The 23,345-nt window shown below is 54.1% G+C and carries 17 protein-coding genes and 3 pseudogenes; 7 read left to right on the top strand and 13 right to left on the bottom strand.

The window, feature by feature from the left end:
* The first annotated feature begins 72 nt into the window (after positions 1-72).
* Positions 73-1,068 carry an acyltransferase gene (locus ACLD11_RS07640; protein ID WP_001182582.1) on the top strand — a complete coding sequence of 332 codons (996 nt, stop codon included), beginning with the start codon at positions 73-75 and terminating at the stop codon, positions 1,066-1,068.
* A gap of 22 nt (positions 1,069-1,090) precedes the next feature.
* Here ACLD11_RS07640 and ACLD11_RS07635 read toward each other — a convergent pair whose 3' ends face one another.
* The 3 genes from ACLD11_RS07635 to xylA form a co-directional block, all read right to left on the bottom strand.
* Positions 1,091-1,444, bottom strand: a complete 354-nt coding sequence (locus ACLD11_RS07635; protein WP_001635944.1) for a YiaA/YiaB family protein — start codon at positions 1,442-1,444, stop codon at positions 1,091-1,093.
* Between the two features lie 174 nt (positions 1,445-1,618).
* Positions 1,619-3,073 carry a xylulokinase gene (gene xylB, locus ACLD11_RS07630; protein WP_079944119.1) on the bottom strand — a complete coding sequence of 485 codons (1,455 nt, stop codon included), beginning with the start codon at positions 3,071-3,073 and terminating at the stop codon, positions 1,619-1,621.
* Positions 3,074-3,172: 99 nt separating this feature from the next.
* Positions 3,173-4,495 (bottom strand): xylose isomerase, encoded by a 1,323-nt coding sequence (xylA, locus tag ACLD11_RS07625; protein WP_001149561.1) that lies wholly within the window; start codon positions 4,493-4,495, stop codon positions 3,173-3,175.
* Positions 4,496-4,857: 362 nt separating this feature from the next.
* On the opposite strand from xylA, the gene xylR reads away from it, so the two are divergent.
* Entirely contained in the window at positions 4,858-6,036 is a 1,179-nt protein-coding gene (gene xylR, locus ACLD11_RS07620; RefSeq protein WP_000459824.1) for a D-xylose utilization transcriptional activator XylR, read from the top strand.
* A 60-nt stretch (positions 6,037-6,096) separates the two neighbouring features.
* Here the strand turns inward: xylR and ACLD11_RS07615 are convergent, their stop codons facing one another.
* The gene (locus ACLD11_RS07615; RefSeq protein ID WP_001575119.1) at positions 6,097-6,921 is read right to left on the bottom strand and encodes a protein bax; all 825 of its coding nucleotides are present in this window, start codon (positions 6,919-6,921) and stop codon (positions 6,097-6,099) included.
* 315 nt (positions 6,922-7,236) lie between these two features.
* On the opposite strand from ACLD11_RS07615, the gene ACLD11_RS07610 reads away from it, so the two are divergent.
* Both ACLD11_RS07610 and avtA read left to right on the top strand, forming a co-directional pair.
* Entirely contained in the window at positions 7,237-9,264 is a 2,028-nt protein-coding gene (locus tag ACLD11_RS07610; RefSeq protein ID WP_411014749.1) for an alpha-amylase, read from the top strand.
* 173 nt (positions 9,265-9,437) lie between these two features.
* The gene (avtA, locus tag ACLD11_RS07605; RefSeq protein ID WP_000144383.1) at positions 9,438-10,688 is read left to right on the top strand and encodes a valine--pyruvate transaminase; all 1,251 of its coding nucleotides are present in this window, start codon (positions 9,438-9,440) and stop codon (positions 10,686-10,688) included.
* Positions 10,689-10,724: 36 nt separating this feature from the next.
* Here the strand turns inward: avtA and ACLD11_RS07600 are convergent, their stop codons facing one another.
* Complete coding sequence (locus ACLD11_RS07600) at positions 10,725-11,198, bottom strand: 4Fe-4S dicluster domain-containing protein (RefSeq protein WP_411014748.1); 474 nt, start codon at positions 11,196-11,198, stop codon at positions 10,725-10,727.
* 134 nt (positions 11,199-11,332) lie between these two features.
* Positions 11,333-11,434 (bottom strand): annotated as a pseudogene (locus ACLD11_RS07595) (IclR family transcriptional regulator); the annotation flags it as partial.
* A gap of 49 nt (positions 11,435-11,483) precedes the next feature.
* Between ACLD11_RS07595 and ACLD11_RS07590 the strand changes: the two are divergent.
* Positions 11,484-11,768: pseudogene (locus ACLD11_RS07590) on the top strand (class II aldolase/adducin family protein); the annotation flags it as partial.
* A gap of 160 nt (positions 11,769-11,928) precedes the next feature.
* Here the strand turns inward: ACLD11_RS07590 and ACLD11_RS07585 are convergent.
* On the bottom strand, positions 11,929-12,744 hold the full coding sequence (locus ACLD11_RS07585) for a helix-turn-helix domain-containing protein (RefSeq protein WP_411011568.1): 816 nt from the start codon (positions 12,742-12,744) through the stop codon (positions 11,929-11,931).
* 263 nt (positions 12,745-13,007) lie between these two features.
* On the opposite strand from ACLD11_RS07585, the gene ACLD11_RS07580 reads away from it, so the two are divergent.
* Positions 13,008-14,963 (top strand): glycoside hydrolase family 127 protein, encoded by a 1,956-nt coding sequence (locus ACLD11_RS07580; protein ID WP_411011567.1) that lies wholly within the window; start codon positions 13,008-13,010, stop codon positions 14,961-14,963.
* Positions 14,964-15,136: 173 nt separating this feature from the next.
* Here the strand turns inward: ACLD11_RS07580 and aldB are convergent, their stop codons facing one another.
* Complete coding sequence (gene aldB, locus ACLD11_RS07575) at positions 15,137-16,675, bottom strand: aldehyde dehydrogenase AldB (protein WP_000183988.1); 1,539 nt, start codon at positions 16,673-16,675, stop codon at positions 15,137-15,139.
* Between the two features lie 168 nt (positions 16,676-16,843).
* Between aldB and ACLD11_RS07570 the strand changes: the two genes are divergently transcribed.
* Positions 16,844-17,725, top strand: coding sequence for an ROK family protein (locus ACLD11_RS07570; RefSeq protein WP_411014747.1), 882 nt, complete (start codon positions 16,844-16,846; stop codon positions 17,723-17,725).
* Between the two features lie 71 nt (positions 17,726-17,796).
* Here the strand turns inward: ACLD11_RS07570 and yiaY are convergent, their stop codons facing one another.
* From yiaY to ACLD11_RS07545, 5 genes and pseudogenes are all read right to left on the bottom strand, one after another.
* Complete coding sequence (gene yiaY, locus ACLD11_RS07565; RefSeq protein WP_411014746.1) at positions 17,797-18,948, bottom strand: L-threonine dehydrogenase; 1,152 nt, start codon at positions 18,946-18,948, stop codon at positions 17,797-17,799.
* Between the two features lie 185 nt (positions 18,949-19,133).
* Positions 19,134-20,984: a selenocysteine-specific translation elongation factor gene (gene selB, locus ACLD11_RS07560; protein WP_411014745.1), complete on the bottom strand. Its 1,851-nt coding sequence runs from the start codon at positions 20,982-20,984 to the stop codon at positions 19,134-19,136.
* Positions 20,981-22,372, bottom strand: a complete 1,392-nt coding sequence (gene selA / locus ACLD11_RS07555) for an L-seryl-tRNA(Sec) selenium transferase (RefSeq protein ID WP_411014744.1) — start codon at positions 22,370-22,372, stop codon at positions 20,981-20,983. Before selA ends, selB begins: the two co-directional genes overlap by 4 nt.
* 98 nt (positions 22,373-22,470) lie before the next feature.
* Positions 22,471-23,079 carry a glutathione S-transferase gene (locus ACLD11_RS07550; RefSeq protein WP_094964404.1) on the bottom strand — a complete coding sequence of 203 codons (609 nt, stop codon included), beginning with the start codon at positions 23,077-23,079 and terminating at the stop codon, positions 22,471-22,473.
* Between the two features lie 97 nt (positions 23,080-23,176).
* Positions 23,177-23,345: pseudogene (locus ACLD11_RS07545) on the bottom strand (hypothetical protein); the annotation flags it as partial.

Below are 23,345 nucleotides of genomic sequence, written 5' to 3'. Positions count from 1 at the left end.
TAGCGTAGAAAGTCGGATTTTTCCAGTGAGCCACCGCGCTGGAACTCTATTGAAACGGAAGCTGAGGAACTGATGCAGCCTAAAATTAACTGGATTGATAACCTGCGAGGGATCGCCTGTTTAATGGTAGTGATGATCCATACTACAACGTGGTACATCACCAACGCCCACAGCGTCAGCCCGCTAAACTGGGATATTGCGAATGTCCTGAATTCGGCTTCGCGCGTTAGCGTTCCCCTGTTTTTTATGATTTCAGGCTATCTTTTTTTTGGCGAGCGCTGCGCGCAACCGCGGCATTTTTTACGTATCGCCCTCTGCCTTATCTTTTACAGCGTTGTCGCCCTGGCTTACATTTCACTTTTTACTTCGATCAACGTCGAGCTTTCGCTAAAAAATGTGCTGCAAAAACCCGTGTTTTACCACCTGTGGTTTTTCTTTGCGATTGCGGTGATCTACCTGGTATCGCCATTAATCCAGGTAAAAAACGTGAGCGGCAAAATGCTCCTGATGCTGATGGTAATCATTGGTATTATTGCTAACCCAAATACTGTGCCGCAAAAAATCGGCGGCGTTGAATGGTTGCCCATCAATCTGTATATCAGCGGCGACACGTTCTACTACATTCTCTACGGTATCCTGGGCCGCGCCATTGGCATGATGGAGACGCAAAAGCCATCGCTGACGCTTATCTGCACTGCCCTGTTCATCATCGCGGTATTTGTTATTTCTCGCGGCACATTGCATGAATTACGCTGGCGCGGAAATTTTGCCGATACCTGGTATCTGTATTGCGGTCCCATGGTGTTTATTTGCGCCGTCTCACTGTTCACGGTAGTTAAAAATAAGCTGAATGCGCGGACGTTACCTGGACTGGGGCTTATCTCCCGCCACTCGCTGGGTATTTATGGTTTCCACGCGCTGATTATCCATGCGCTACGTACTAATGGTCTGGAGTTAAAACGTTGGCCGCCGTTAGACATCGTGTGGGTTTTTGCCGCGACGGTGACAGGAAGCCTGCTACTTTCCATGCTGTTACAGCGTATTGATAAACGGAAATGGGTTAGCTAAACGATAATGATGGCTCCGGCCATCATTCATCATCACTGTAGGAAGCGTAAAGATCGGTTCCATATATACTGACCCCCAGCGCCACCAGACACAGTATTTTCAGCGCGCCCGCCAGCGCCAGGTTAAATACGCCGACCGCGACCATGCCGATGCCAAGCAACAGCAAAGATTTGCAACGAGAAAGCAAGCGGTCATTCCCCGTGTGTTCCTGGCGAATTAAGACTGGAAAACCGCACATGACGATTGCCGCAAAAAAATATCCCTTTTCGCTTAATGTATGACAGCCTGGCCACAGTCCCACCAGGTATACCACTGCACCGACAACTAACATTCCCAGGCCGAACATCCGTTTCCTGCGTGCAACGTGATCGTCCATCTCACTCTCCTTGTGGTTGTGTGAGACACATTAAGCGAAGAAATAGCGATGAAAAAGGCGCCTGCTCAGCAATAATATAAAAATCAGAAAACACACATACTTATTTCGATATAATTCAATAGAATTAATATTTACGGGAAATGCCTTTCAGCCAAAACCGAAAGGCATTCTGACTTAGGACATCAACGGCAACAGCTGCTGATAGAGTCGACGGAAGGTTTCACGACGTTGTTGATAAACCGCATGACGCTGCGCATCGGGATAATGCGCCTGTTCCAGCGGCAACTGCGGCAATACATCGGCGAGCGGAGTCTGTTTATTCACCGCAATTTGCGCCAGACGCGCCGCGCCCAGCGCTGGCCCCACATCGCCGCCAGTACGATAATCAAGCTGTAGCCCGCTAATATCAGATAGCATCTGACGCCAGTATTCGCTGCGCGCCCCGCCGCCGATAAGCGTCACGCTGGCGGGTTTGACGCCGCAGGCGTGAACCACATCCATGCCATCCGCCAGAGCATATCCCACGCCTTCCAGTACCGCCCGCGCCAGTTCCGCCGGGCCATGCTGATGGGTTAAACCAAAGAAAACGCCTTTTGCCTGCGGATTATTGTGCGGCGTGCGCTCGCCGGACAGGTACGGCAAAAACCAGATCGGATCGGTATGCTCATCCGCCAGCTGCGCGGCGGCAATCAGCGTCGGGACATTCTTCTGCCCGGTGAGTTTAGCCGCCCAGTCCAGACAAGAGGCGGCGCTCAACATTACAGACATTAAATGCCAGCGTTCCGGCAGCGCATGGCAAAAACTGTGTACTGCGCTCTCCGGTTTACTCAGAAAGCCGTCGCTGACGGCAAAATAGACGCCCGATGTTCCAAGTGAGAGCATCGCCTGTCCGGCATCGATCATTCCTACGCCGACCGCGCCAGCCGCATTGTCGCCGCCGCCCGCCACCACAGGTACTGATGGCATTCCCCATGCGCTGGCTACCTCTGGCAGCAACGTTCCGGTAATGTCACTACCTTCAAATAACGCTGGCATCTGCTGTCGGGTTAAATGACAGGCGTTGAGCATAACGTCGCTCCAGTCGCGCTTTTTCACGTCCAGCCACATCGTTCCCGCCGCATCCGACATATCGCTGGCAAAGACGCCCGTCATTCGCAGCCGCAGAAAATCTTTCGGCAGCAGAACTTTGTCTATCTGGCGGAAAATATCCGGTTCGTGGCGCTGCACCCAGACTAATTTGGGCGCGGTAAAACCGGGCATCATCAGATTACCGGTTATCGCACGCGACTGCGGCACCTGTTTTTCCAGCCAGGCGCACTCTTCGCTACAGCGTCCGTCATTCCATAAAATCGCTGGACGCAGCACCTGCTGACGGCTATCAAGCAATGTCGCGCCATGCATTTGTCCGGCGATGCCCAACGCCCGGACGCCACTTAACGACTGTTGCCGACCTAAACCTTTAACCGCACGATCCGTCGCCTGCCACCACTGCTCTGGTTCCTGTTCCGACCATAAGGGATGCGGACGCGATACGGTCAGTTTTTCAGTATGCGTAGCCAGCACATCGCCCTGCTCATTCAACAGGATAGCTTTTACACCCGATGTACCAAGATCGATCCCGATATACATAGTGTGGGTTCCTTTACTGAAAGCGCCCGGCAGCGCTACGCTTACCGGGCTAATCACGACTACAGGCCGGGCTAACGCGGAGTCGCCCGGTAGATAGGGTTATTTATCAAACAGATAACGGTTAACCAGATTTTCTAACAGCTCCTGATGACCGCTTTGATGTACTGGCGCCAGATTATGCTGCTCCGCATACTGCGCCAGTTCGCCTAAGGAGAGTTGTCCTTTCAGAATCTGCTGCCCCAGCTCGCCATTCCAGCCGGCATAGCGCTTCGCCACGCGTTTATCCAGCTCGCCGTCTTCAACCATACGCGCGGCGATTTTCAGCGACAACGCCATCGTATCCATCGCGCCGATATGACCGTAGAACAGATCGTATTTATCGGTGCTCTGGCGACGAACTTTGGCGTCGAAGTTGAGACCGCCCGTTGTGAATCCGCCCGCTTTCAGGATTTCGTACATCACCAGCGCGTTCTCTTCAACGCTAATCGGGAACTGATCGGTATCCCAGCCCAGTTGCGCATCGCCGCGGTTGGCGTCAACGGAGCCAAAAATACCCAGCGCGATAGCGGTCGCGATTTCATGGTGGAACGAATGGCCCGCCAGCGTCGCGTGGTTCGCCTCAATGTTCACTTTGATCTCTTTTTCCAGGCCGAACTGTTTGAGGAAGCCATAGACCGTTGCAACGTCATAATCATACTGATGTTTTGTCGGTTCCTGCGGTTTCGGTTCAATCAGCAGCGTGCCCTGGAAACCCATTTTATGTTTGTGCTCGACCACCATTTGCATAAAGCGGCCAATCTGTTCGCGTTCCTGGCGCAGATCGGTATTCAGCAACGTTTCATAACCTTCGCGCCCGCCCCACAGGACGTAATTTTCGCCGCCCAGTTTATGCGTGGCGTTCATTGCCGTAACCACTTGCGTCGCTGCCCAGCTAAAGACTTCCGGATCCGGGTTAGTGGCGGCGCCTGCGCCATAGCGCGGGTTGGTAAAGCAGTTCGCCGTTCCCCACAGCAGTTTTACGCCGCTCTGCTCCTGTTTCGCCGCCAGCACATCCACCATCTGCGCGAAGTTGTTTTTATATTCTTTCAGCGACGCGCCTTCCGGCGACACATCCACGTCATGGAAGCAATAAAAAGGCACATTCAGTTTGTGGAAAAATTCAAACGCCACGTCCGCTTTGCGTTTCGCCAGCTCCAGCGCTTCGCCCGGTTGCTGCCACGGACGATTAAACGCGCCTACACCAAACATATCCGCGCCGTTCCAGCAGAAGGTATGCCAGTAACAGGCCGCGAAACGCAGGTGATCTTCCATACGTTTACCTAAAACCAGCTCGTCGGGATTGTAATGACGAAATGCCAGCGGGTTAGTCGATTGAGGGCCTTCATAGCGAACACGATCGAGTTGGTCAAAATAAGCCTGCATAGTGAGCTCCATAATCAGATAAGACGGCAAGTAAACGACATAACGTCATACTGGAATTTCCTGATTTATTGCTCAATTACGTTATTTCACACCGCTATTAAGAGAATCCCCAAATGTGCGCTGGCTCTCAAAAAAACGCTGAAAACCACAGAAGAAAAAAGCGATCGCGATCGAATCCTGGCAAATAAACAAAAAACCGTAATATATAGATAAGAAATGACAATTGTCATCCGCCGTTTGCTGTGATGAATTTCGCATAACGTTTCAGGCGCAAAATAATTTGTCATCATTCGCCAGACCGTTATGTCAGCCGTTTTGATAGTATCCATGAGTCCAGGTTCACTTTTGCAGGATATATCCTCATGTTTGATAAACGTCACCGCATCACTCTGTTATTTAACGCGAATAAAGCCTATGACCGTCAGGTAGTGGAGGGGGTGGGTGAATATTTACAAGCCTCGCAATCCGAATGGGATATATTTATTGAGGAAGATTTCCGTGCCCGTATCGATAACATTAAAGAGTGGTTAGGCGACGGCGTTATTGCCGATTACGATGATGACGATATCGCGCAATTATTAGCCGATGTCGACGTACCCATTGTCGGGGTCGGCGGTTCTTACCATCTTGCTGAAAATTATCCCGCCGTTCATTACATCGCCACCGATAATCATGCGCTCGTTGAAAGCGCTTTCCTGCATTTAAAAGAAAAAGGCGTTAACCGCTTCGCGTTTTACGGTTTGCCCGACTCCAGCCGCAAACATTGGGCGGCGGAACGGGAATACGCCTTTCGCCAGCTGGTCGCCGAGGAAAAATACCGCGGCGTAGTCTATCAGGGACTGGAAACCGCGCCGGAAAACTGGCAGCACGCGCAAAATCGCCTCGCCGACTGGCTTCAGACGCTGCCGCCGCAAACCGGCATCATTGCCGTAACGGATGCCCGCGCCCGTCACGTATTGCAGGCCTGTGAACACCTGCATATTCCGGTGCCGGAAAAACTTTGCGTTATCGGTATTGATAACGAAGAGTTAACCCGTTACCTGTCGCGCGTCGCGCTTTCCTCCGTCGCGCAGGGGGCGCGGCAAATGGGTTATCAGGCGGCGAAACTGCTGCACCGTTTGCTGGCGCGCGAAGAGATGCCGTTACAGCGCATTCTGGTGCCGCCGGTGCGCGTCATTGCGCGCCGCTCGACAGACTATCGCTCCCTGACCGATCCGGCGGTTATCCAGGCGATGCACTTTATTCGTAACCATGCCTGTAAGGGCATTAAAGTCGAGCAGGTGCTGGACGCGGTTGGGATTTCACGTTCAAACCTGGAAAAACGTTTTAAGGAAGAAGTTGGCGAGACGATACATGCGCTGATCCACGCCGAAAAGCTGGAAAAAGCGCGTAGTTTGTTGATTTCCACCACGTTGGCGATAAACGAAATTTCGCAAATGTGCGGCTACCCGTCACTGCAATATTTCTATTCGGTGTTTAAAAAGGAATACGTCACTACGCCTAAGGAGTATCGCGACCAGCATAGTGAAGCGTTGTTGTAGTTTATCCAGCCTACAGACGCCTTGTAAGCCGGATAGCGTAACGCCATCCGGCACACAGAATTACATATGCGCGGCGATCAGACGCTGGTTGTCCTGGTACATCGCGAACAAGTAGTTGTTATAGCGCGACCCCTGGGTAGAGTAACCCTTCAGCTTATGAATCATCGCCGTGGCGGTGACTTCCTGATCCGCCTTACGCAGTTGGGCGCGCGACTTGCGGAAAGAAGAATAAGCCGGATGCGTGTTCAGGTTGGCGACATACGCGCTCACCGACTCCTCAACCGACGCGAATTGCGAGTAACCTTTCACCTTACCCGGCGTATTGGTACAACGCCCTTTCGTACACTTCATGCCGAACAGGTTGTTGTTGCTACGCGCCAGTTTAGAGGTTCCCCAGCCGCTTTCCGCCGCCGCCATCGTCGCCACCATGCTGGTGGGAATAATGTCGACGCGCTCCAGCAACGTATTCCACGGAATACGACGCGTGTTGCCGGACCAGCTCACTTTATAGCGCTTCGCGATATCTTTCATACGCGCGCGTTCAGACGGCGACCAGCGGTTCTGGTACTGTTTTGAGATCAGCCAATTACGGTCCGCAGTAATCGCGGCATTTTGGCTGGTGATGTAAGGCATAACGGTCCGGAGAAACGCTTTTTTTCTGGGGGTTCCGGAAGGGTATTTTCGCAAATCAGGAAGTGAACTACTCTTTGCACTATTGCGAGAATACTCTTGTTTACTGCTAACCTGTTTATAACTTGTCTCGGTTATGTGGGACTTTTGACTCGTTTGTGTTGCGTGCGTCTTTGCCAGCACCTCACCCGAAAATGCGATGGTGAGTAACATAAGAATCATTGCCCCATATCGTCGCATGGGAGTCAATATCATTAGGTCTCCTGGTCGGATTGATACATTCCAACACCTTCTATTTTTCACGAAGTTAAGGTTCTAACCCCAAATTTTAGCAAAAATAGGCTTAAAAAGCACCTCAGGGAATAGTCTTAATCCGAAACTATGTCACGCATTAACGATAACAGGCAGCAATAATCTCAATAAAATGTGGTGGTTATCGCAAATAGAGGCGTTTTTTTGCGCCTCGTCGCTCACCCTCGCGCCTCCTCCTGCGCGACTCTCTACTGAGGAGGAGTTCATTCGCCTAAAAACCAGGCAAGCTGATGAATATTGCCCACAAAGGATAGCGTGATGAAACTTGCCGCCTTCGCTCTGACGCTGATACCCGGTATCGCGATCGCCTCATCATGGACCTCGCCCGGTTTTCCAACGTTCTCGACGCAGGAAACCGGACGCTTTACCAGCCATGCTGCATTAACAAAAGGTACACGCACGTTAACGCTCCATATTGACCAGCAGTGCTGGCAGCCCTCCGGCGCCATAAAACTCAACCAGATGTTGTCGTTAAAACCCTGCGAAGGCGCGCCGCCGCAATGGCGTTTGTTTAAAGATGGCGACTATACAATAACGGTAGATACCCGCTCCGGTACGCCGACCCTGTTGTTATCGATAAAAACTGAACCTGAACGCACCGCGCAGCTCGCCTACCAGTGTCCCGTCTGGGATGGTTCGCCGCTCACGCTGGATGTTCGCCAGACCTTTCCGGAAGGGACGGTAGTGCGCGATTATTACAGTGGTCAAACCGATACCGTCCAAAACGGGCAAATCACGCTGCAACCTGCCGACAGCCACGGGCTTTTATTGCTGGAACGCGCGGAAACCCATGCATCAGCGCCTTTTAACTGGCGCAACGCCACCGTTTATTTTGTGCTTACGGATCGCTTTCGCAATGGCGAGCCAACCAACGACCACAGCTATGGTCGCCATAAGGATGGTATGCAAGAGATTGGCACTTTCCACGGCGGCGATTTACGCGGGTTGACGAGTCAACTGGACTATCTACAGCAATTAGGCGTGAACGCCTTGTGGATAAGCTCGCCGTTTGAACAGATCCACGGCTGGGTCGGCGGCGGAACAAAAGGCGATTTTCCTCATTACGCCTATCACGGCTATTACACTCAGGACTGGACGACGCTGGACGCCAATATGGGCAGCGAAGCCGATCTCCGCGCGCTGGTCGACGGCGCGCACCAGCGCGGCATCCGTATTTTATTTGACGTAGTAATGAATCATGCCGGTTACGCCACGCTGGCGGATATGCAGGAGTATCAGTTCGGCGCGCTCTATTTATCCGGCGCGGAACGGCAAAAAATTCTCGGCGATCGCTGGACAAACTGGCGACCCGCCGCCGGACAAAGCTGGCACAGCTTTAACGACTACATCAACTTCAGCGACAGCGCCACCTGGGAAAAATGGTGGGGGAAAAAGTGGATTCGTACCGATATTGGCGACTACGACAGTCCGGGATTTGACGATTTAACCCTGTCGCTGGCCTTCCTGCCGGATATAAAAACGGAATCTACCACGCCTTCCGGTCTACCCGCGTTCTATGCCAACAAACCCGGTACTAAAGCAAAGTTCATTGAGGGCTATACGCCACGGGATTATCTGACTCACTGGTTAAGCCAGTGGGTACATGATTACGGCATTGACGGGTTCCGGGTCGATACTGCCAAACACGTTGAGCTTCCTGCCTGGCAACAGCTAAAAACCCAGGCCAGCGCGGCGTTACGTGAATGGAAGCAGGCCAATCCGGACAAAGCGCTGGATGATAGCCCGTTCTGGATGACTGGCGAAGTGTGGGGCCACGGCGTCATGAAAAGTGACTATTATCGCTATGGTTTCGACGCGATGATCAATTTTGATTATCAGGAGCAGGCCGCGAAAGCGGTCGATTGCCTGGCGGAAATGGGGCCAGTCTGGCAGCAGATGGCGGATAAAATGCAGGATTTCAACGTATTAAGTTACCTCTCCTCGCATGATACGCGCCTTTTCCGTGAGGGCGGTGATAAGGCGGCGGAACTGCTGCTGCTTTCGCCAGGCGCGGTGCAGATCTTTTACGGCGATGAATCCGCTCGTCCCTTCGGCCCCACCGGCTCCGACCCGCTGCAAGGCACCCGTTCAGATATGAACTGGCAGGACGTGAGCGGAAAATCAGCCGCAGCCGTCGCGCACTGGCAGCGTATTGGCCAGTTCCGCGCCAGACATCCCGCCATCGGCGCAGGCCAACAAACCACGCTGACGCTAAAACACGGATATGGTTTTGTACGCCAGTACGGCGACGATACGGTGATGGTCGTCTGGGCGGGCCGCCGCTAATCGTGACGCTATCGGTCCCCTCGCGTACCGGTAGCCCCTTCAAAATAAAAAACTAACCTGATAAAAATTTGTAGCATAAAACATCAACACCACCGCCTTACCCCCATTTGCGCCCCGCTATTTGTAGCGTTATGGTTATCCACTTTGACAGACAGTTCGATAGATCACCCGTTATGACATTTTCACTTTTCGGCGATAAATTTACCCGCCATTCAGGCATTACCCGCCTGATGGAGGATCTCAACGACGGCTTACGCACGCCAGGCGCCATCATGCTTGGCGGCGGTAACCCGGCACACATCCCTGCAATGCAGGATTATTTCCAGACGCTACTGACAGAGATGGTAGAAAGCGGCAAAGCCGCTGATGCGCTTTGTAATTATGACGGTCCCCAGGGAAAAACGGCGCTACTGAATGCACTGGCCGTACTGCTACGTGAAACGCTGGGATGGGATATCGAACCACAGAATATTGCGCTGACAAATGGCAGTCAGAGCGCGTTTTTCTACTTATTTAATCTCTTCGCCGGCCGTCGCGCCGACGGCAGTACGAAAAAGGTACTATTCCCGCTTGCGCCGGAATACATCGGCTATGCGGATTCCGGTCTGGAAGACGACCTCTTCGTTTCGGCGCGCCCGAATATTGAGCTGCTGCCGGAAGGCCAGTTTAAGTATCACGTCGATTTTGAGCATCTGCACATCGGCGAAGAAACGGGGATGATTTGCGTCTCGCGCCCGACCAACCCAACCGGTAACGTTATCACCGATGAAGAGCTGATGAAGCTGGACAGACTGGCGAATCAGCACAACATCCCACTGGTGATTGATAACGCTTACGGCGTACCGTTTCCTGGCATTATCTTTAGCGAGGCGCGCCCGCTGTGGAACCCCAATATTATCCTATGCATGAGCCTCTCAAAGCTGGGGCTGCCCGGCTCCCGCTGCGGGATTATCATCGCCAATGATAAGACGATTTCCGCCATTGCCAACATGAACGGCATTATCAGCCTTGCGCCCGGCGGCATGGGTCCGGCGATGATGTGCGAAATGATTAAGCGTAACGATCTGCTGCGGCTGTCGGAAACGGTTATCAAACCTTTCTACTACCAGCGCGTTCAACAGACGATCGCGATCATTCGTCGCTATTTATCCGAAGAACGCTGCCTGATTCATAAACCGGAGGGCGCAATATTTCTGTGGCTGTGGTTTAAAGATCTGCCGATTACCACCGAGCTACTCTATCAACGCTTGAAAGCGCGTGGCGTGCTGATGGTGCCGGGCCACTATTTCTTTCCCGGACTGGATAAACCCTGGCCGCACACACACCAATGTATGCGGATGAACTACGTGCCTGAGCCGGACAAAATTGAGGCGGGCGTAAAAATTCTGGCAGAAGAGATAGAACGCGCCTGGCGTGAAGGCTGACGGCTATTCCGGCCATCATGCAGGCCGGAACGACGTTCAGAAAGGTTGAGAATAGAGGCGCTGGCGCTGCACGTGTGCTGCGTCAACGCACTGTAACGCACTGGTCGGGCAGGCTTCCACGCACGCCGGCCCCGCTTCCCGATGCCAGCAAAGATCGCATTTAATCGCCTGCGCGCCTGACGCGGACGCCACCACGGTCATCGCACCAAACGGGCAAGCCAGCATACAGCTTTTACAACCAATGCAGCGCGATGGCGTCACGAAGATATGCCCCCGATCACGGCGAATCGCCTGTACCGGGCAGACATTCGCGCACGGCGCGTCCTCACACTGATGGCAGACCGTGGCCGTGGTGAAACTATCTTCTTTTATCACCCGGATACGCGGCACAAAGTCCGCCGTCGTCACCGCCGCGCTATTCTGCTGTTCCTGGTGCGACACCACGCAGGCGACCTCGCAGGTACGACACCCGATACACGCCGACTCATCCGCCATAATAAACCGGTTCATTGTTCTCCCCCTGCGTTAAAACGCCAGAATGCCAGAGAGCCATTCCCCACCGCGTTGATCCCACTACGCAAACGGACAAATTTTGTCAGATGCCTGATAAAACCTGGCGAGCTGTCTTATTCGCGAACGGTAAATCCCAGCTCATTAGAGATAGCCTGTGCGGTTTCACGAATTTGCACCAGCTCATCGTACATTGCGGGTAAACCGGTAATGGTGTTGCGAGTCAGCGACTGGAGAAGTTAATGGTCTCGCCGGTCGCGATATGTAGCGCTTCAAGGTGCGACGAATGGCGAGTACGAGTATCAGACCGGCGAGGTGATTATTAAAACCTTTGAAGAGCGCGGTCTGGATCCGGCACAAATCCCGGCGGTATTGGTTCATTCGCACGGCCCGTTTGCCTGGGGTAAAAATGCCGTCGATGCCGTCCACAACGCCGTGGTGCTTGAGGAGTGCGCCTATATGGGGCTGTTCTCGCGCCAGCTGGCCCCGCAGTTGCCGGATATGCAGCCTGAACTGCTCGATAAACATTATCTGCGTAAACACGGCGCGAATGCCTATTACGGGCAGTAATGCCGGCAGTCACAGTCTGTGTCGGATGGCGGCTGCGCCTTATCCGACCTACAAGATTTGCAATATCAATACGTTGCGATGAACTCTTGTAGGCCCGATAAGCAAAGCGCCATCGGGCATTCAGTTTGCAACCGCGTTGTCAGAGGGCCAAAGATTATACTCAAGAATTAACGTGTTCCTTACTGTAGCGCCGCTTCCAGGCGGTAGGCGTCAGGCCGGTGTGCTTGCGGAAGATCTGGCGAAAGTAACCAACATCATTAAAACCGCACCGCTCCGCCACCTCTTTTAACGAACGCGCGTCGCTAATCAGCAACTTTTCCGCCTCGCGCACCCGCTGGCGGTGGATGGCTTCCGTTAGCGTAAGGTGAAATACCCGCCGATAAACGCGTCCCAGATAATCCACATTGCAATGCAGTTCTTTCGCCAGAACCGAGCTGGAAAGCGGCTGGTGATAGTGCGTTCGAATCAGCTGCTGTACTTTCCAGGCCAGCGACACGCCAGCGGCCTCGGCGTTTTCATTCTGCCGGGCGTCAACGGTGAGCTGCTGCAAAATCAGCAGCACGATGAACTCCAGCGCCGGGCTGCGCTGGTGCTTTTCCTGCTCGTTCATAAACTGGCGAAAAAGCGCAATCAGCGCCTGCGGATCGGCAACCTGGGTATGCTGCGGCACGGAAAGATGCGTCAGCCAGCGCGGGTCGCTGTCCGGCGCTTTGACCTCAAAATGGAGCCAGTAAAATTTAAGATCGGCGGGAAACTCCTCAACGCCAATATGGCGGCGATGCGGCCAAAGCAACAGGCTTTCCCCGGCTTCGACACAGAAAATACATTCTTCTTCCTGAATTTTCAGGCAGCCTTTTTCCACAAATATAATTTCCCACGATTGCAGACGCCTGGCAGGATGACGCCCAATGCCGCGAGAAATAAATAATCCGCCGTTTTGGACTTTAATCGGTAATGTTATGGATAATTCGAGCATTAATATATCATTTCCCGCTCATTCAGCACCGTATTTCATATTACCTTTTGATTATTAACTAAAAATAGTCATTTCACTCGATCCATCTCACATTTTTAAATACGGGTCGGAATCGTCATCTTTTTTTACTCTTTTATCGCCTTGTCGCTCACCGCTATCTGGGCAAAATGAATCAGGTCATAACGCGAAAATAAAAATTACTGCCATAAAATACCCCGTCAGCGAGGAATATCTATGACCTCTACAGCCTTAAGGAGCACGAAATGAACGTACTGGAAGTCGATCTGCATAAACTGACGATCAGCGATCCGTTCCTCGGACAGTATCAACAACTGGTTCGCGATGTGGTTATTCCTTACCAGTGGGATGCGTTAAACGATCGTATTCCAGAGGCTGAACCCAGCCATGCCATTGAAAATTTCCGCATTGCCGCAGGTCAGCAGACGGGCGACTTTTACGGCATGGTCTTTCAGGACAGCGACGTTGCCAAATGGCTGGAAGCGGTTGCCTGGTCACTGTGCCAGAAGCCCGATCCCGCGCTTGAGAAAACCGCCGATGAGGTGATTGAACTGGTGGCCGCCGCACAGTGTGACGATGGCTATCTCAATACGTACTTTACGGCAAAAGCCCCGCAAGAACGCTGGAGCAACCTGGCGGAGTGCCACGAGCTTTATTGCGCCGGACACCTGATTGAAGCGGGCGTCGCCTTCTTTCAGGCCACCGGCAAGCGTCGGCTGCTAGACGTCGTTTGTCGCCTGGCCGATCATATCGACAGCACTTTCGGCCCTGGCGAAAATCAGTTGCACGGCTATCCGGGCCACCCGGAAATTGAGCTGGCGCTGATGCGTCTGTATGAGGTAACAGAGCAGCCGCGCTATATGACGCTGGCAAGCTACTTTATCGGGCAGCGCGGCGCCCAACCGCACTTCTACGACGAAGAGTACGAAAAACGCGGCCAAACCTCTTACTGGCATACCTACGGCCCGGCGTGGATGGTCAAAGACAAAGCCTACAGTCAGGCGCATCTGCCAATTTCACAGCAGCAGACGGCAATCGGCCACGCGGTACGTTTTGTCTATCTGATGACTGGCGTGGCGCATCTCGCTCGCCTGAGCAACGATGAAGGCAAACGCCAGGACTGCCTGCGCCTGTGGAAAAATATGGCGCAGCGTCAGCTGTATATCACCGGCGGGATTGGCTCGCAGAGCAGCGGCGAAGCCTTTAGCAGCGATTACGATTTACCGAATGATTCGGTCTATGCGGAAAGCTGCGCTTCAATCGGCCTGATGATGTTCGCCCGCCGGATGCTGGAAATGGAAGCCGATAGCCAGTACGTCGACGTGATGGAGCGCGCGCTGTACAACACCGTCCTCGGCGGTATGGCGCTGGATGGCAAGCATTTCTTCTACGTCAACCCGCTGGAAGTGCATCCAAAATCGTTAAAATTCAACCATATTTACGATCACGTTAAGCCCATCCGCCAGCGCTGGTTTGGCTGCGCCTGCTGCCCACCGAATATCGCCCGCGTGCTCACCTCCCTTGGTCACTACATCTACACGCCGCGTGCGGATGCGCTGTACATCAATATGTACGTGGGTAACAGCCTGGAAGTACCCGTTGAAAATGGCGCGCTAAAACTGCGAATCAGCGGGAACTACCCGTGGCATGAGCAGGTGAAGATCGCCATCGACTCTGTGCAGCCGGTACGTCACACGCTGGCGCTACGTCTGCCGGACTGGTGCCCTGAGGCCAAAGTGACGCTCAACGGGCTGGAAGTGGAGCAGGATATTCGCAAAGGTTATCTGCATATCCGTCGAACCTGGCAGGAGGGCGATACGATAACCCTGACGCTGCCGATGCCGGTTCGCCGCGTGTATGGCAATCCGCTGGCGCGTCACGTCGCCGGTAAGGTCGCCATTCAGCGCGGGCCGCTGGTCTATTGCCTTGAGCAGGCCGATAACGGCGAAGAACTGCATAATCTGTGGCTACCGAAAGAGAGTGAGTTCCGGGTCTTTGAGGGCAAAGGGCTTTTTGCGCATAAGATGCTGATTCAGGCTGAAGGCGAGAAGCAAAGCGCCCCAGATGCGCAGCATCAGGCGTTGTGGCACTACGATAACGCGCCGTCATCGCGCCAGCCGCAGACGCTAACATTCATTCCGTGGTTTAGCTGGGCCAACCGTGGCGAGGGCGAAATGCGGATTTGGGTTAACGAGCGGTAATACTGTGCCGGATGGCGGCTGCGCCTTATCCGGCCTACAAGATTTGCAATATCAGTAAATTGCGATGAATTTTTGTAGGCCTGATAAGCGAAGCGCCATCAGACATTACCACCAGGCTAATATCAACGCGGTAGGCCCGATAAGCGCAGCGCCATCGGGCATTACCTCTTGCGTCAGAACAGCCCCAGCGGCTTATCGGAATAGCTCACCAGCAGGCACTTGGTTTGCTGGTAGTGTTCCAGCATCATCTTATGAGTTTCGCGCCCGATGCCCGACTGCTTATAGCCGCCGAACGCCGCATGTGCCGGATAAGCGTGATAGCAGTTGGTCCATACGCGCCCGGCCTGAATGCCGCGACCCATCTTATAAGCCAGATTGCCGTTGCGGCTCCAGACGCCTGCGCCGAGGCCATACTGCGTATCGTTAGCGATTTCCAGCGCCTCCTCCATGGTTTTAAAGGTGGTTACCGCCAGCACCGGGCCAAAGATCTCCTCCTGAAAGACGCGCATATTATTCTTACCAAACAGAATGGTAGGCTCAAGGTAATAGCCCTCTTTAAGTTCGCCATCCAGCTCCTTGCGTCGCCCACCGGTCAGAATATCGGCCCCCTCTTTTTTACCGATATCGATATAATTGAGGATAGTCTCAAGCTGGCCGTGGGAGACCTGCGCCCCCATCTGTGTACCGCTATCTAGCGGGTTCCCGCTGCGAATGCTCTCTACCCGGCGAATAGCGCGCTCCATAAAGCGCTCATAGATGGACTCCTGGACCAGCGCACGGCTTGGACAGGTACACACCTCGCCCTGGTTAAAGGCAAACAGGGCAAATCCCTCCAGCGCTTTATCAAAGAACGCATCTTCCTCATCCATCACGTCGGCGAAGAAGATATTGGGCGACTTGCCGCCTAACTCCAGCGTCACCGGAATAATATTCTGCGTGGCGTACTGCATGATCTGTTGACCCACTTCCGTCGAACCGGTAAACGCCACCTTCGCGATACGTTTCGAGGTCGCCAGATATTCGCCGATCTCGCCGCCCGCGCCGTTCACGACGTTGACGACGCCCGGCGGTAACAGATCGCCAATGACTTCCATTAACAGCAGAACGGAAAGCGGCGTCAGGCGTGCCGGTTTAAGCACCACGCAGTTACCCGCCGCCAGCGCTGGCGCCATTTTCCAGCTTGCCATCAACAACGGAAAGTTCCACGGGATTATCTGCCCCACGACGCCAAGCGGTTCGTGAAAATGGTAGGCCACGGTTTCGCTATCAACTTCGCTGATCCCGCCCTCCTGCGCACGTATACAGGAGGCGAAATAGCGGAAATGATCGATCGCCAGCGGTACGTCGGCGGCGCTGGTTTCACGAATCGGTTTACCGTTATCCCAGGTTTCCGCTGTCGCCAACAGTTCGAGGTTTTGTTCCATCCGATCGGCGATCTTAAACAAGATAGCGGCACGGTCTTGTACTGACGTATGCGCCCACTTATCTTTCGCCTTATGCGCGGCGTCGAGCGCTAAATCGATATCTTTTTTACCGGAGGAAGCGACTTCACATAGCGGCTGGCCGGTCACTGGCGTCAGGTTTTGATAATATTCGCCGTCGGCGGGCGCAACCCAGTCACCGCCAATAAAATTGTCATAGCGGGCTTTTAACTTCAGTGGGTACCCGTATTCACCTGGCTGAATACGTGTTGAAGGGGGATTGTTCGTCATGACCAACTCCTTATTGTAAAGGTACTCCACAAGGGTAGACGGTACTGGTGAATTTTTCGCCAATGGTTTTCCGCTTTACGACAGCAATCACGAATTACTTTCCTTTACGTTTCTCCGTCTGGTTTTAGCCATACTAAACAGGTGCCTGTTTAACGTACGGAGAACACTATGCAGCAATATATCGGTATTGATGTGGGAGGAACTCACGTCAAATATGGCGTGATTAACAGTGACGGCGAAGAATTAACCCATCATCAATTCGATACGCCAGAGGACGCCTCCACGTTTACCCGCAAATGGCAGGATGTGGTGGCGCGTTGCCAACAGGACTATGACATTGCGGCAATCGGGGTCAGTTTCCCCGGCCATATTAATCCCCATAACGGTCATGCGGCAAAAGCGGGCGCGCTGGCTTATCTGGATGACGTCAACCTGATGGAGTTGTTCAGCGGGCTGACCGATCTGCCGCTGGTCGTGGAGAACGACGCGAACTGCGCGGCGCTGGGCGAAATGTGGCGAGGCGCCGGGCAGCATTATGACAATCTGGTCTGTATCACCATTGGAACAGGCATTGGCGGCGGTATTATCGTCGGACGAGAACTGTATCGCGGCGCACATTTCCATGCCGGTGAATTCGGCGTCATGCCGGTCGGGAATAATGGCGAAAGTATGCACAAAATCGCGTCAACCAGCGGATTAATGGCGTCGTGCCGCCAGGCGCTGGCGCTGCCTGCCGAAGAGATGCCGCCTGCGGATGTGATCTTCGAACGAATGGCGACCGATGTTCATCTGCGTGAGGCGGTCAATGACTGGGCGCGTTATCTGTCACGCGGCGTTTACAGCGTGATCTCTATGTTTGATCCGGGCGTGGTGCTGATCGGCGGAGGAATAAGCGAACAGGAAAAGCTCTACCCGCTCCTGACGCGGCATCTTGAAACGTGTGAAATGTGGGAGGCGCTCCAGGTGCCGATTCAGCCCTGCCAACTGGGAAATCAGGCGGGCAGGCTGGGTGCCGTCTGGCTGGCGCAGCAAAAGCTCGATCGAAGCTAACGTGTTACGCCTTATCCGGCCTGCATCGTCTACGCAGGCCCGGTAAGCGTCCGCGCCACCGGGCAAAGGCGTTACATCGCCGCGCGATAAATTTCCACAATCTCGTCGTGAGTCGCCTGAATCGGGTTCGTCAGACCACAGGCATCTTTAAGAGCATTGGTCGCCAGAACCGGGATATCTTCTTCCTTCACGTTTAGCTCGCGCAGTCCCGCCGGAATGTTGACTTTCTGCGACAGTTGGCGAATGGCCGCCACACACGCCTGCGCACCTTCCGCCTCGCTCATGCCTGATACATCGACGCCCATCGCCGCTGCGCAATCACGCAGGCGAGCCGCCGCTACCTGGCTGTTGAATACCTGCACATGCGGCAGCAGAACCGCGTTACATACGCCGTGCGGTAGGTTGTAGAAACCGCCAAGTTGATGCGCCATAGCATGAACGTAGCCCAGCGACGCATTGTTAAACGCCATTCCCGCCAGGAACTGAGCATAAGCCATCGCTTCACGCGCCTGGACATTGCTCCCCTCTTCAACCGCAACAACCAGATTTTCCGCAATCATCGTTACCGCTTTCAGCGCGCAGGCATCGGTAATAGGCGTTGCCGCAACGGAAACATAAGCTTCAATCGCGTGGGTTAACGCATCCATACCGGTTGCCGCCGTCAGGGATTTCGGCATACCAACCATTAAAGAGGAGTCGTTGACGGAGAGCAGCGGCGTAACGTGTTTATCGACGATAGCCATTTTAATATGACGCTCTTCGTCGGTGATGATACAAAAACGGGTCATTTCAGACGCGGTGCCGGCGGTCGTATTAATCGCAATCATCGGCAACTGCGGTTTCGCGGAGCGGTCAACGCCTTCATAGTCACGAATATCGCCGCCATTCGCCGCCACCAGCGCGATACCTTTCGCACAGTCGTGCGGGGAACCGCCGCCCAGCGAGATAACGCTGTCGCAGCCATTTTCTTTCAGAAGCTTCAACCCAGCAGCCACATTGCTGGTGGTAGGGTTAGGCTGCGTACCATCATAAATCACGCTAAAAATATCACGTTCCTGTAGCGCTTTTTGAATATCACCCGCCATCCCTAATTTTGTCAGCATAGCATCCGTAACAATTAATGTACGGCGAAAACCATATTCCGCCATCGTATTCATTGCGTTCTTTAATGAATCGACACCAATTACATTCACGGAAGGAATAAAAAACGTTGAAGCTGCCATTATACTGTCCTTAATTACCAGAATAAGGTGCGAAGAATACGGGTGAAATTATCCTAATAATATGATCACGATGACTATTTTAAGAAGTCAGAAAAATAAAAAGCACATTAGGTTAATTTCCTGATGTGCTTTTATAAATCAACTCAATAATTGTATTGATTCATTTCTGATTTAATTTAACCATTTCATTCCTTTTGCGGAAATAATAACGCATCACGTAATAAATGATCATTCCCACGACGTCGTGTAAATCCAATCCGGTCAAAATATTCAAGGATCTGAATGGCCAGCTTCCGCCCTACATTCAACCTGTCGCGAAAATCCGCCGCACACGTTGATCCTCTCTCTTGATCCAGCTCGCGGATCATATTGGCGAAAGCGACTATCCGATCGTTACGATAGTACCGATCTTTTACGATCGCGGTAATGATGCCTTGCTGTGCCGCCTGCCGCAGCACCAGCCGCATCAATTGTTCTTCCGTTCCGGTCTCTTTCGCCAGATCGCGTACCCACCAGGGCTCATCGCCAAATAGCGGTTCGACTTTGTGCCAGACGGCCTGATGCTCATCGCTAAATCCTGCTTTATGATCCGGCAGATGCAACCAACCGTGATGGCTATGAATCAGGCCGTCGTCGCGCATCCGCTCGATCAGCATCAGGACCAGCGCTTCATCTTCCATTGGCAGGGCCATGCGGCGTAAACGCTCGCGTCCCGGCCCCGGTTCATCGCGGTGCTGTTCGTGGTAGGTCGCCAGCGTATCAAGAATCTTACGCTGCCAGCGGGCGGCGACGGGCGCACTTAACAGATTGTCTCCGGCCCGGATAAAACCATGTTGCTCAATAAGCTGACGCATACCGAGAGGATTAAGCTGACGCGCCCAACCGAAATCCGGCAGGTTGACGGCGCCGCGTTCCAGATGAATGGCCAACGCCGCGCTATCGTCCTGCGCGGCGGCAAGCGTTGAAAGCCAGTGCAAATAATCAGGCTTACGTTTACCGCGACGCGGCGCCTTAAGCGTCACCACGCGTGCGCCGGCAAGGGTGGCGCGTGCGGAAATATCACGCAGCACCAGTCTGTCATTATCGGCCAGCCACAACGGCGTATCGAAGATCAGCTCGGCCAGCCCGCCTTCCAACAAAGAGACGCGACCGGTCACATGGCTGGCGGCATGGTGAATATGTAGCGGCTGCCATTGGGAAAGCGGCGCATGAAGCGCCAGAGAAACGATCACCCGGGAAAAAGCTTCCCCCACCGGCGCATCGGAAAGCAGCCAGTCGCCGCGGTTAAGCTGTTCCTTCTCCGCATCGCCCGCAATATTGAGCGCAATACGTTGCCCGGCGTGCGCATGGTCGGTAGGCTGATTTTGTGCGTGCAGGCTACGCACCCGCATCGGTTTATTTACTCCGGTTAACCACAGCGTATCACCTACCTTCACCTCTCCGCTCAGCGCCGTTCCGGTCACCACCAGTCCCGCCCCTTTCACCGTAAACGCACGGTCGATAGCCAGACGGAAGCGATGCTGCGCGGCGTGCAAACGTGCAGGAAGCTGCTGTAAATGAGCGCGAAGTTCTGCAATACCGCGTCCTTCATTGGCAGCGGTGACAAATAAAACGGTATCGGCGAAGCCATAGTTGTCGAGCGCCGCCAGTACCTCTTCTCGTACTTCACCGATACGCGCCTCGTCCACGCGATCGGCTTTGGTCAGCGCGACGGTGAGCTGGAGATTGCCCGTCAGTTGCAGGATCTGTAAATGCTCGCGCGTTTGCGCCATAACGCCGTCATCACAGGCGACCACCAGCAAAGCGTGATCGATACCGCCTACGCCCGCCAGCATGTTAGAGAGGAATTTTTCATGCCCAGGCACATCGATAAAGCCCAGCACACGACCATCCGGCTGCGGCCAATAGGCGTAGCCCAGATCGATAGTCATCCCGCGTTTTTTCTCTTCCGGCAGACGGTCGGCATTAATGCCGGTAATCGCCTGGAGCAACGTCGTTTTACCGTGGTCTACGTGTCCGGCAGTTGCAATAATCATTTCAGCATCATCTCCATAAACCGGCTTTCGTCTTCAAGACAGCGCATATCCAGCCATAAACGGCCATCATAAATTCGGCCAATGACCGGTACAGGCAGCGTGCGCCAGTGGGCCGCCAGCGCCTCCAGCCGACTACCGCGCCCGTCGTGCGGGGTAAAGGTCATGGCGGCGCTGGGAAGGCGGTCTACCGGTAATGAACCGCTGCCGATTTGCGACAGGCAGGGCTTAACCTCCAGCGTAAATTCATCGCCGTAACGTGCCGCCAGCCGCGCCCGTAACCGCTGCGCTTGTTCGCGAATCGACGCTTCACTGCGGGTTAACAGACGCAGCGTGGGTAATTTCTCCGCCAACGCTTCCGGGTGCAGATACAGACGTAACGTTGCCTCCAGCGCCGCCAGCGTCATTTTATCCGCGCGCAGAGCGCGTTTCAGCGGATGGCTTTGCAGTTGGGCAATCATCGCTTTTTTGCCGACGATGATCCCGGCCTGCGGCCCGCCCAGCAACTTATCGCCGGAGAAGCTTACCAGGCTGACGCCTGCGGCAATGAGCTGCTGCGGCATCGGCTCTTTGGGTAAGCCATATTGACTTAAATCCACCAGCGAACCGCTGCCCAGATCCGCCACCACCGGAATATCCAGCTCTCGCCCGATTTCCGTCAGTTCCGCTTCCTCTACCGTTTTGGTAAAGCCCTCAATGCTGTAATTACTGGTATGCACCTTCATCAACAGCCCGGTATTTTCATTTACCGCCTGACGGTAATCTTTCGCATGCGTCCGGTTGGTGGTGCCCACTTCATGCAGCGTACAGCCCGCCTGGCGCATAACATCCGGAATACGAAACGCGCCGCCGATTTCGACCAGTTCGCCACGCGAAACCACTACCTCTTTGCCGCTGGCGGTCGCCGCCAGCATCAGCAATACCGCCGCCGCATTGTTATTGACGATACAGGCGTCCTCCGCCCCGGTGATACGGCATAACAGCGTCGCCAGCGCCCGGTCGCGATGCCCCCGCCCGGCGCCATCCAAATCGTATTCCAGCGTCACCGGCGCGCGCATCGCCTGCGTTACCGCCTCAATCGCTTCTTGCGCCTGCAATGCGCGGCCAAGATTGGTGTGCAGCACCGTCCCCGTCAGGTTAATCACCGGGCGCAGCGCGCTTTGCGCCGCATTTTCCAGCCGGAGTTTCGCCTCTTGCGCCCAGTCTGCGTACCAGTCGGGAAGCGTTTGCGTATTCCGGATGACGTCGCGCGCGTCGTCAAGCATCCGCCTAAGCAGATCAACCACCTGGGTATGACCATACCGATCGCGCAGAGAAAGAAAAGCGCTATCGTGCAATAAGCGATCGATAGCAGGAAGCTGGCTGTAGAGTGTACGCGTTTCGCTTGTCATGAAAATGCCTGGCTGTTGGTGGCCCTCTCCTGGCGGGAGAGGGATATCGACATAAGGGGGATTGTAACGTGAGTTTGCTCAGGCGGACATAATGCGCGTCAAGCCTTTGGCGCTTCGGTGCGGGCAAAGCTTTCGCGTTGAAAAAGCGTTTCGACCAGTTTGACCAGGTGGGGGCGGCCAACGCACCAGCCGGGCGCGACCCGGCGGAAGTTGAGATAGCCTACCGCACAGGCAATCGCGATAGTCGCCAGATTGACCGTATCCGTTTTTAGCGTCCCGTCGCTCAGATAACTTTCGAGCATATCCAGGCTGCGGTTGATTTTTTCCCGCTGGCGCAGCAGTTCCGTTTCCGATTGTTGCGCCGCCGGACGCACCTGTTCGCGCACAGAAACCAACGCAGCATCCATAATGCCGTCTGCCAACGCTTCAAGCTGGCGAACTTTAAGCGCTGCCATCGGGTCACGCGGGACCATCGCTGGCGCGATATCCAGCAGTTCAATATATTCCGCGATGATCGGCGAATCGAACCAATACTCGCCCGCATCGGTGACCAACGCGGGTACTTTACCTAACGGGTTATAGCGCGCCACCCCGCTATCCGCGTTGTAGGGAAGTTCATTCACAAATTCGAAAGTGATGCCCTTTTCCAGTAACAGAATCGAAATTTTACGCACAAAAGGGCTGGTATAGCTGCCAATGAGTTTCATGCCGGGTCCTTTTTGCCAACAAAAAAGCGGTGCCCAATGATAGTGGGGCACCGTTTAGTATGGCTCAGGTCACTGAAAATGGCAGGTGATGACGGTCTCAATGATCCAAATAAAGGTAATGCATCCAACTGGTCATGCGCAGCAGTACTTTACGCATTACCGACACGTGGGCGAAATGGTCGGAATAGACTGCGACCTGGGCATAGATACCATCCGCCAGCGCGTTCATCACATGACCTTTGAGCTGCGTGGTGCCGCGCACCATG

It is taken from the genome of Salmonella sp. 741265116_PST (genome assembly GCF_046567715.1).
GTDB classification, from domain to species: Bacteria; Pseudomonadota; Gammaproteobacteria; order Enterobacterales; family Enterobacteriaceae; genus Salmonella; species Salmonella enterica.
Note: the sequence above shows the minus strand (reverse complement) of the source record. Positions and strands in the feature narration are given on the sequence as shown.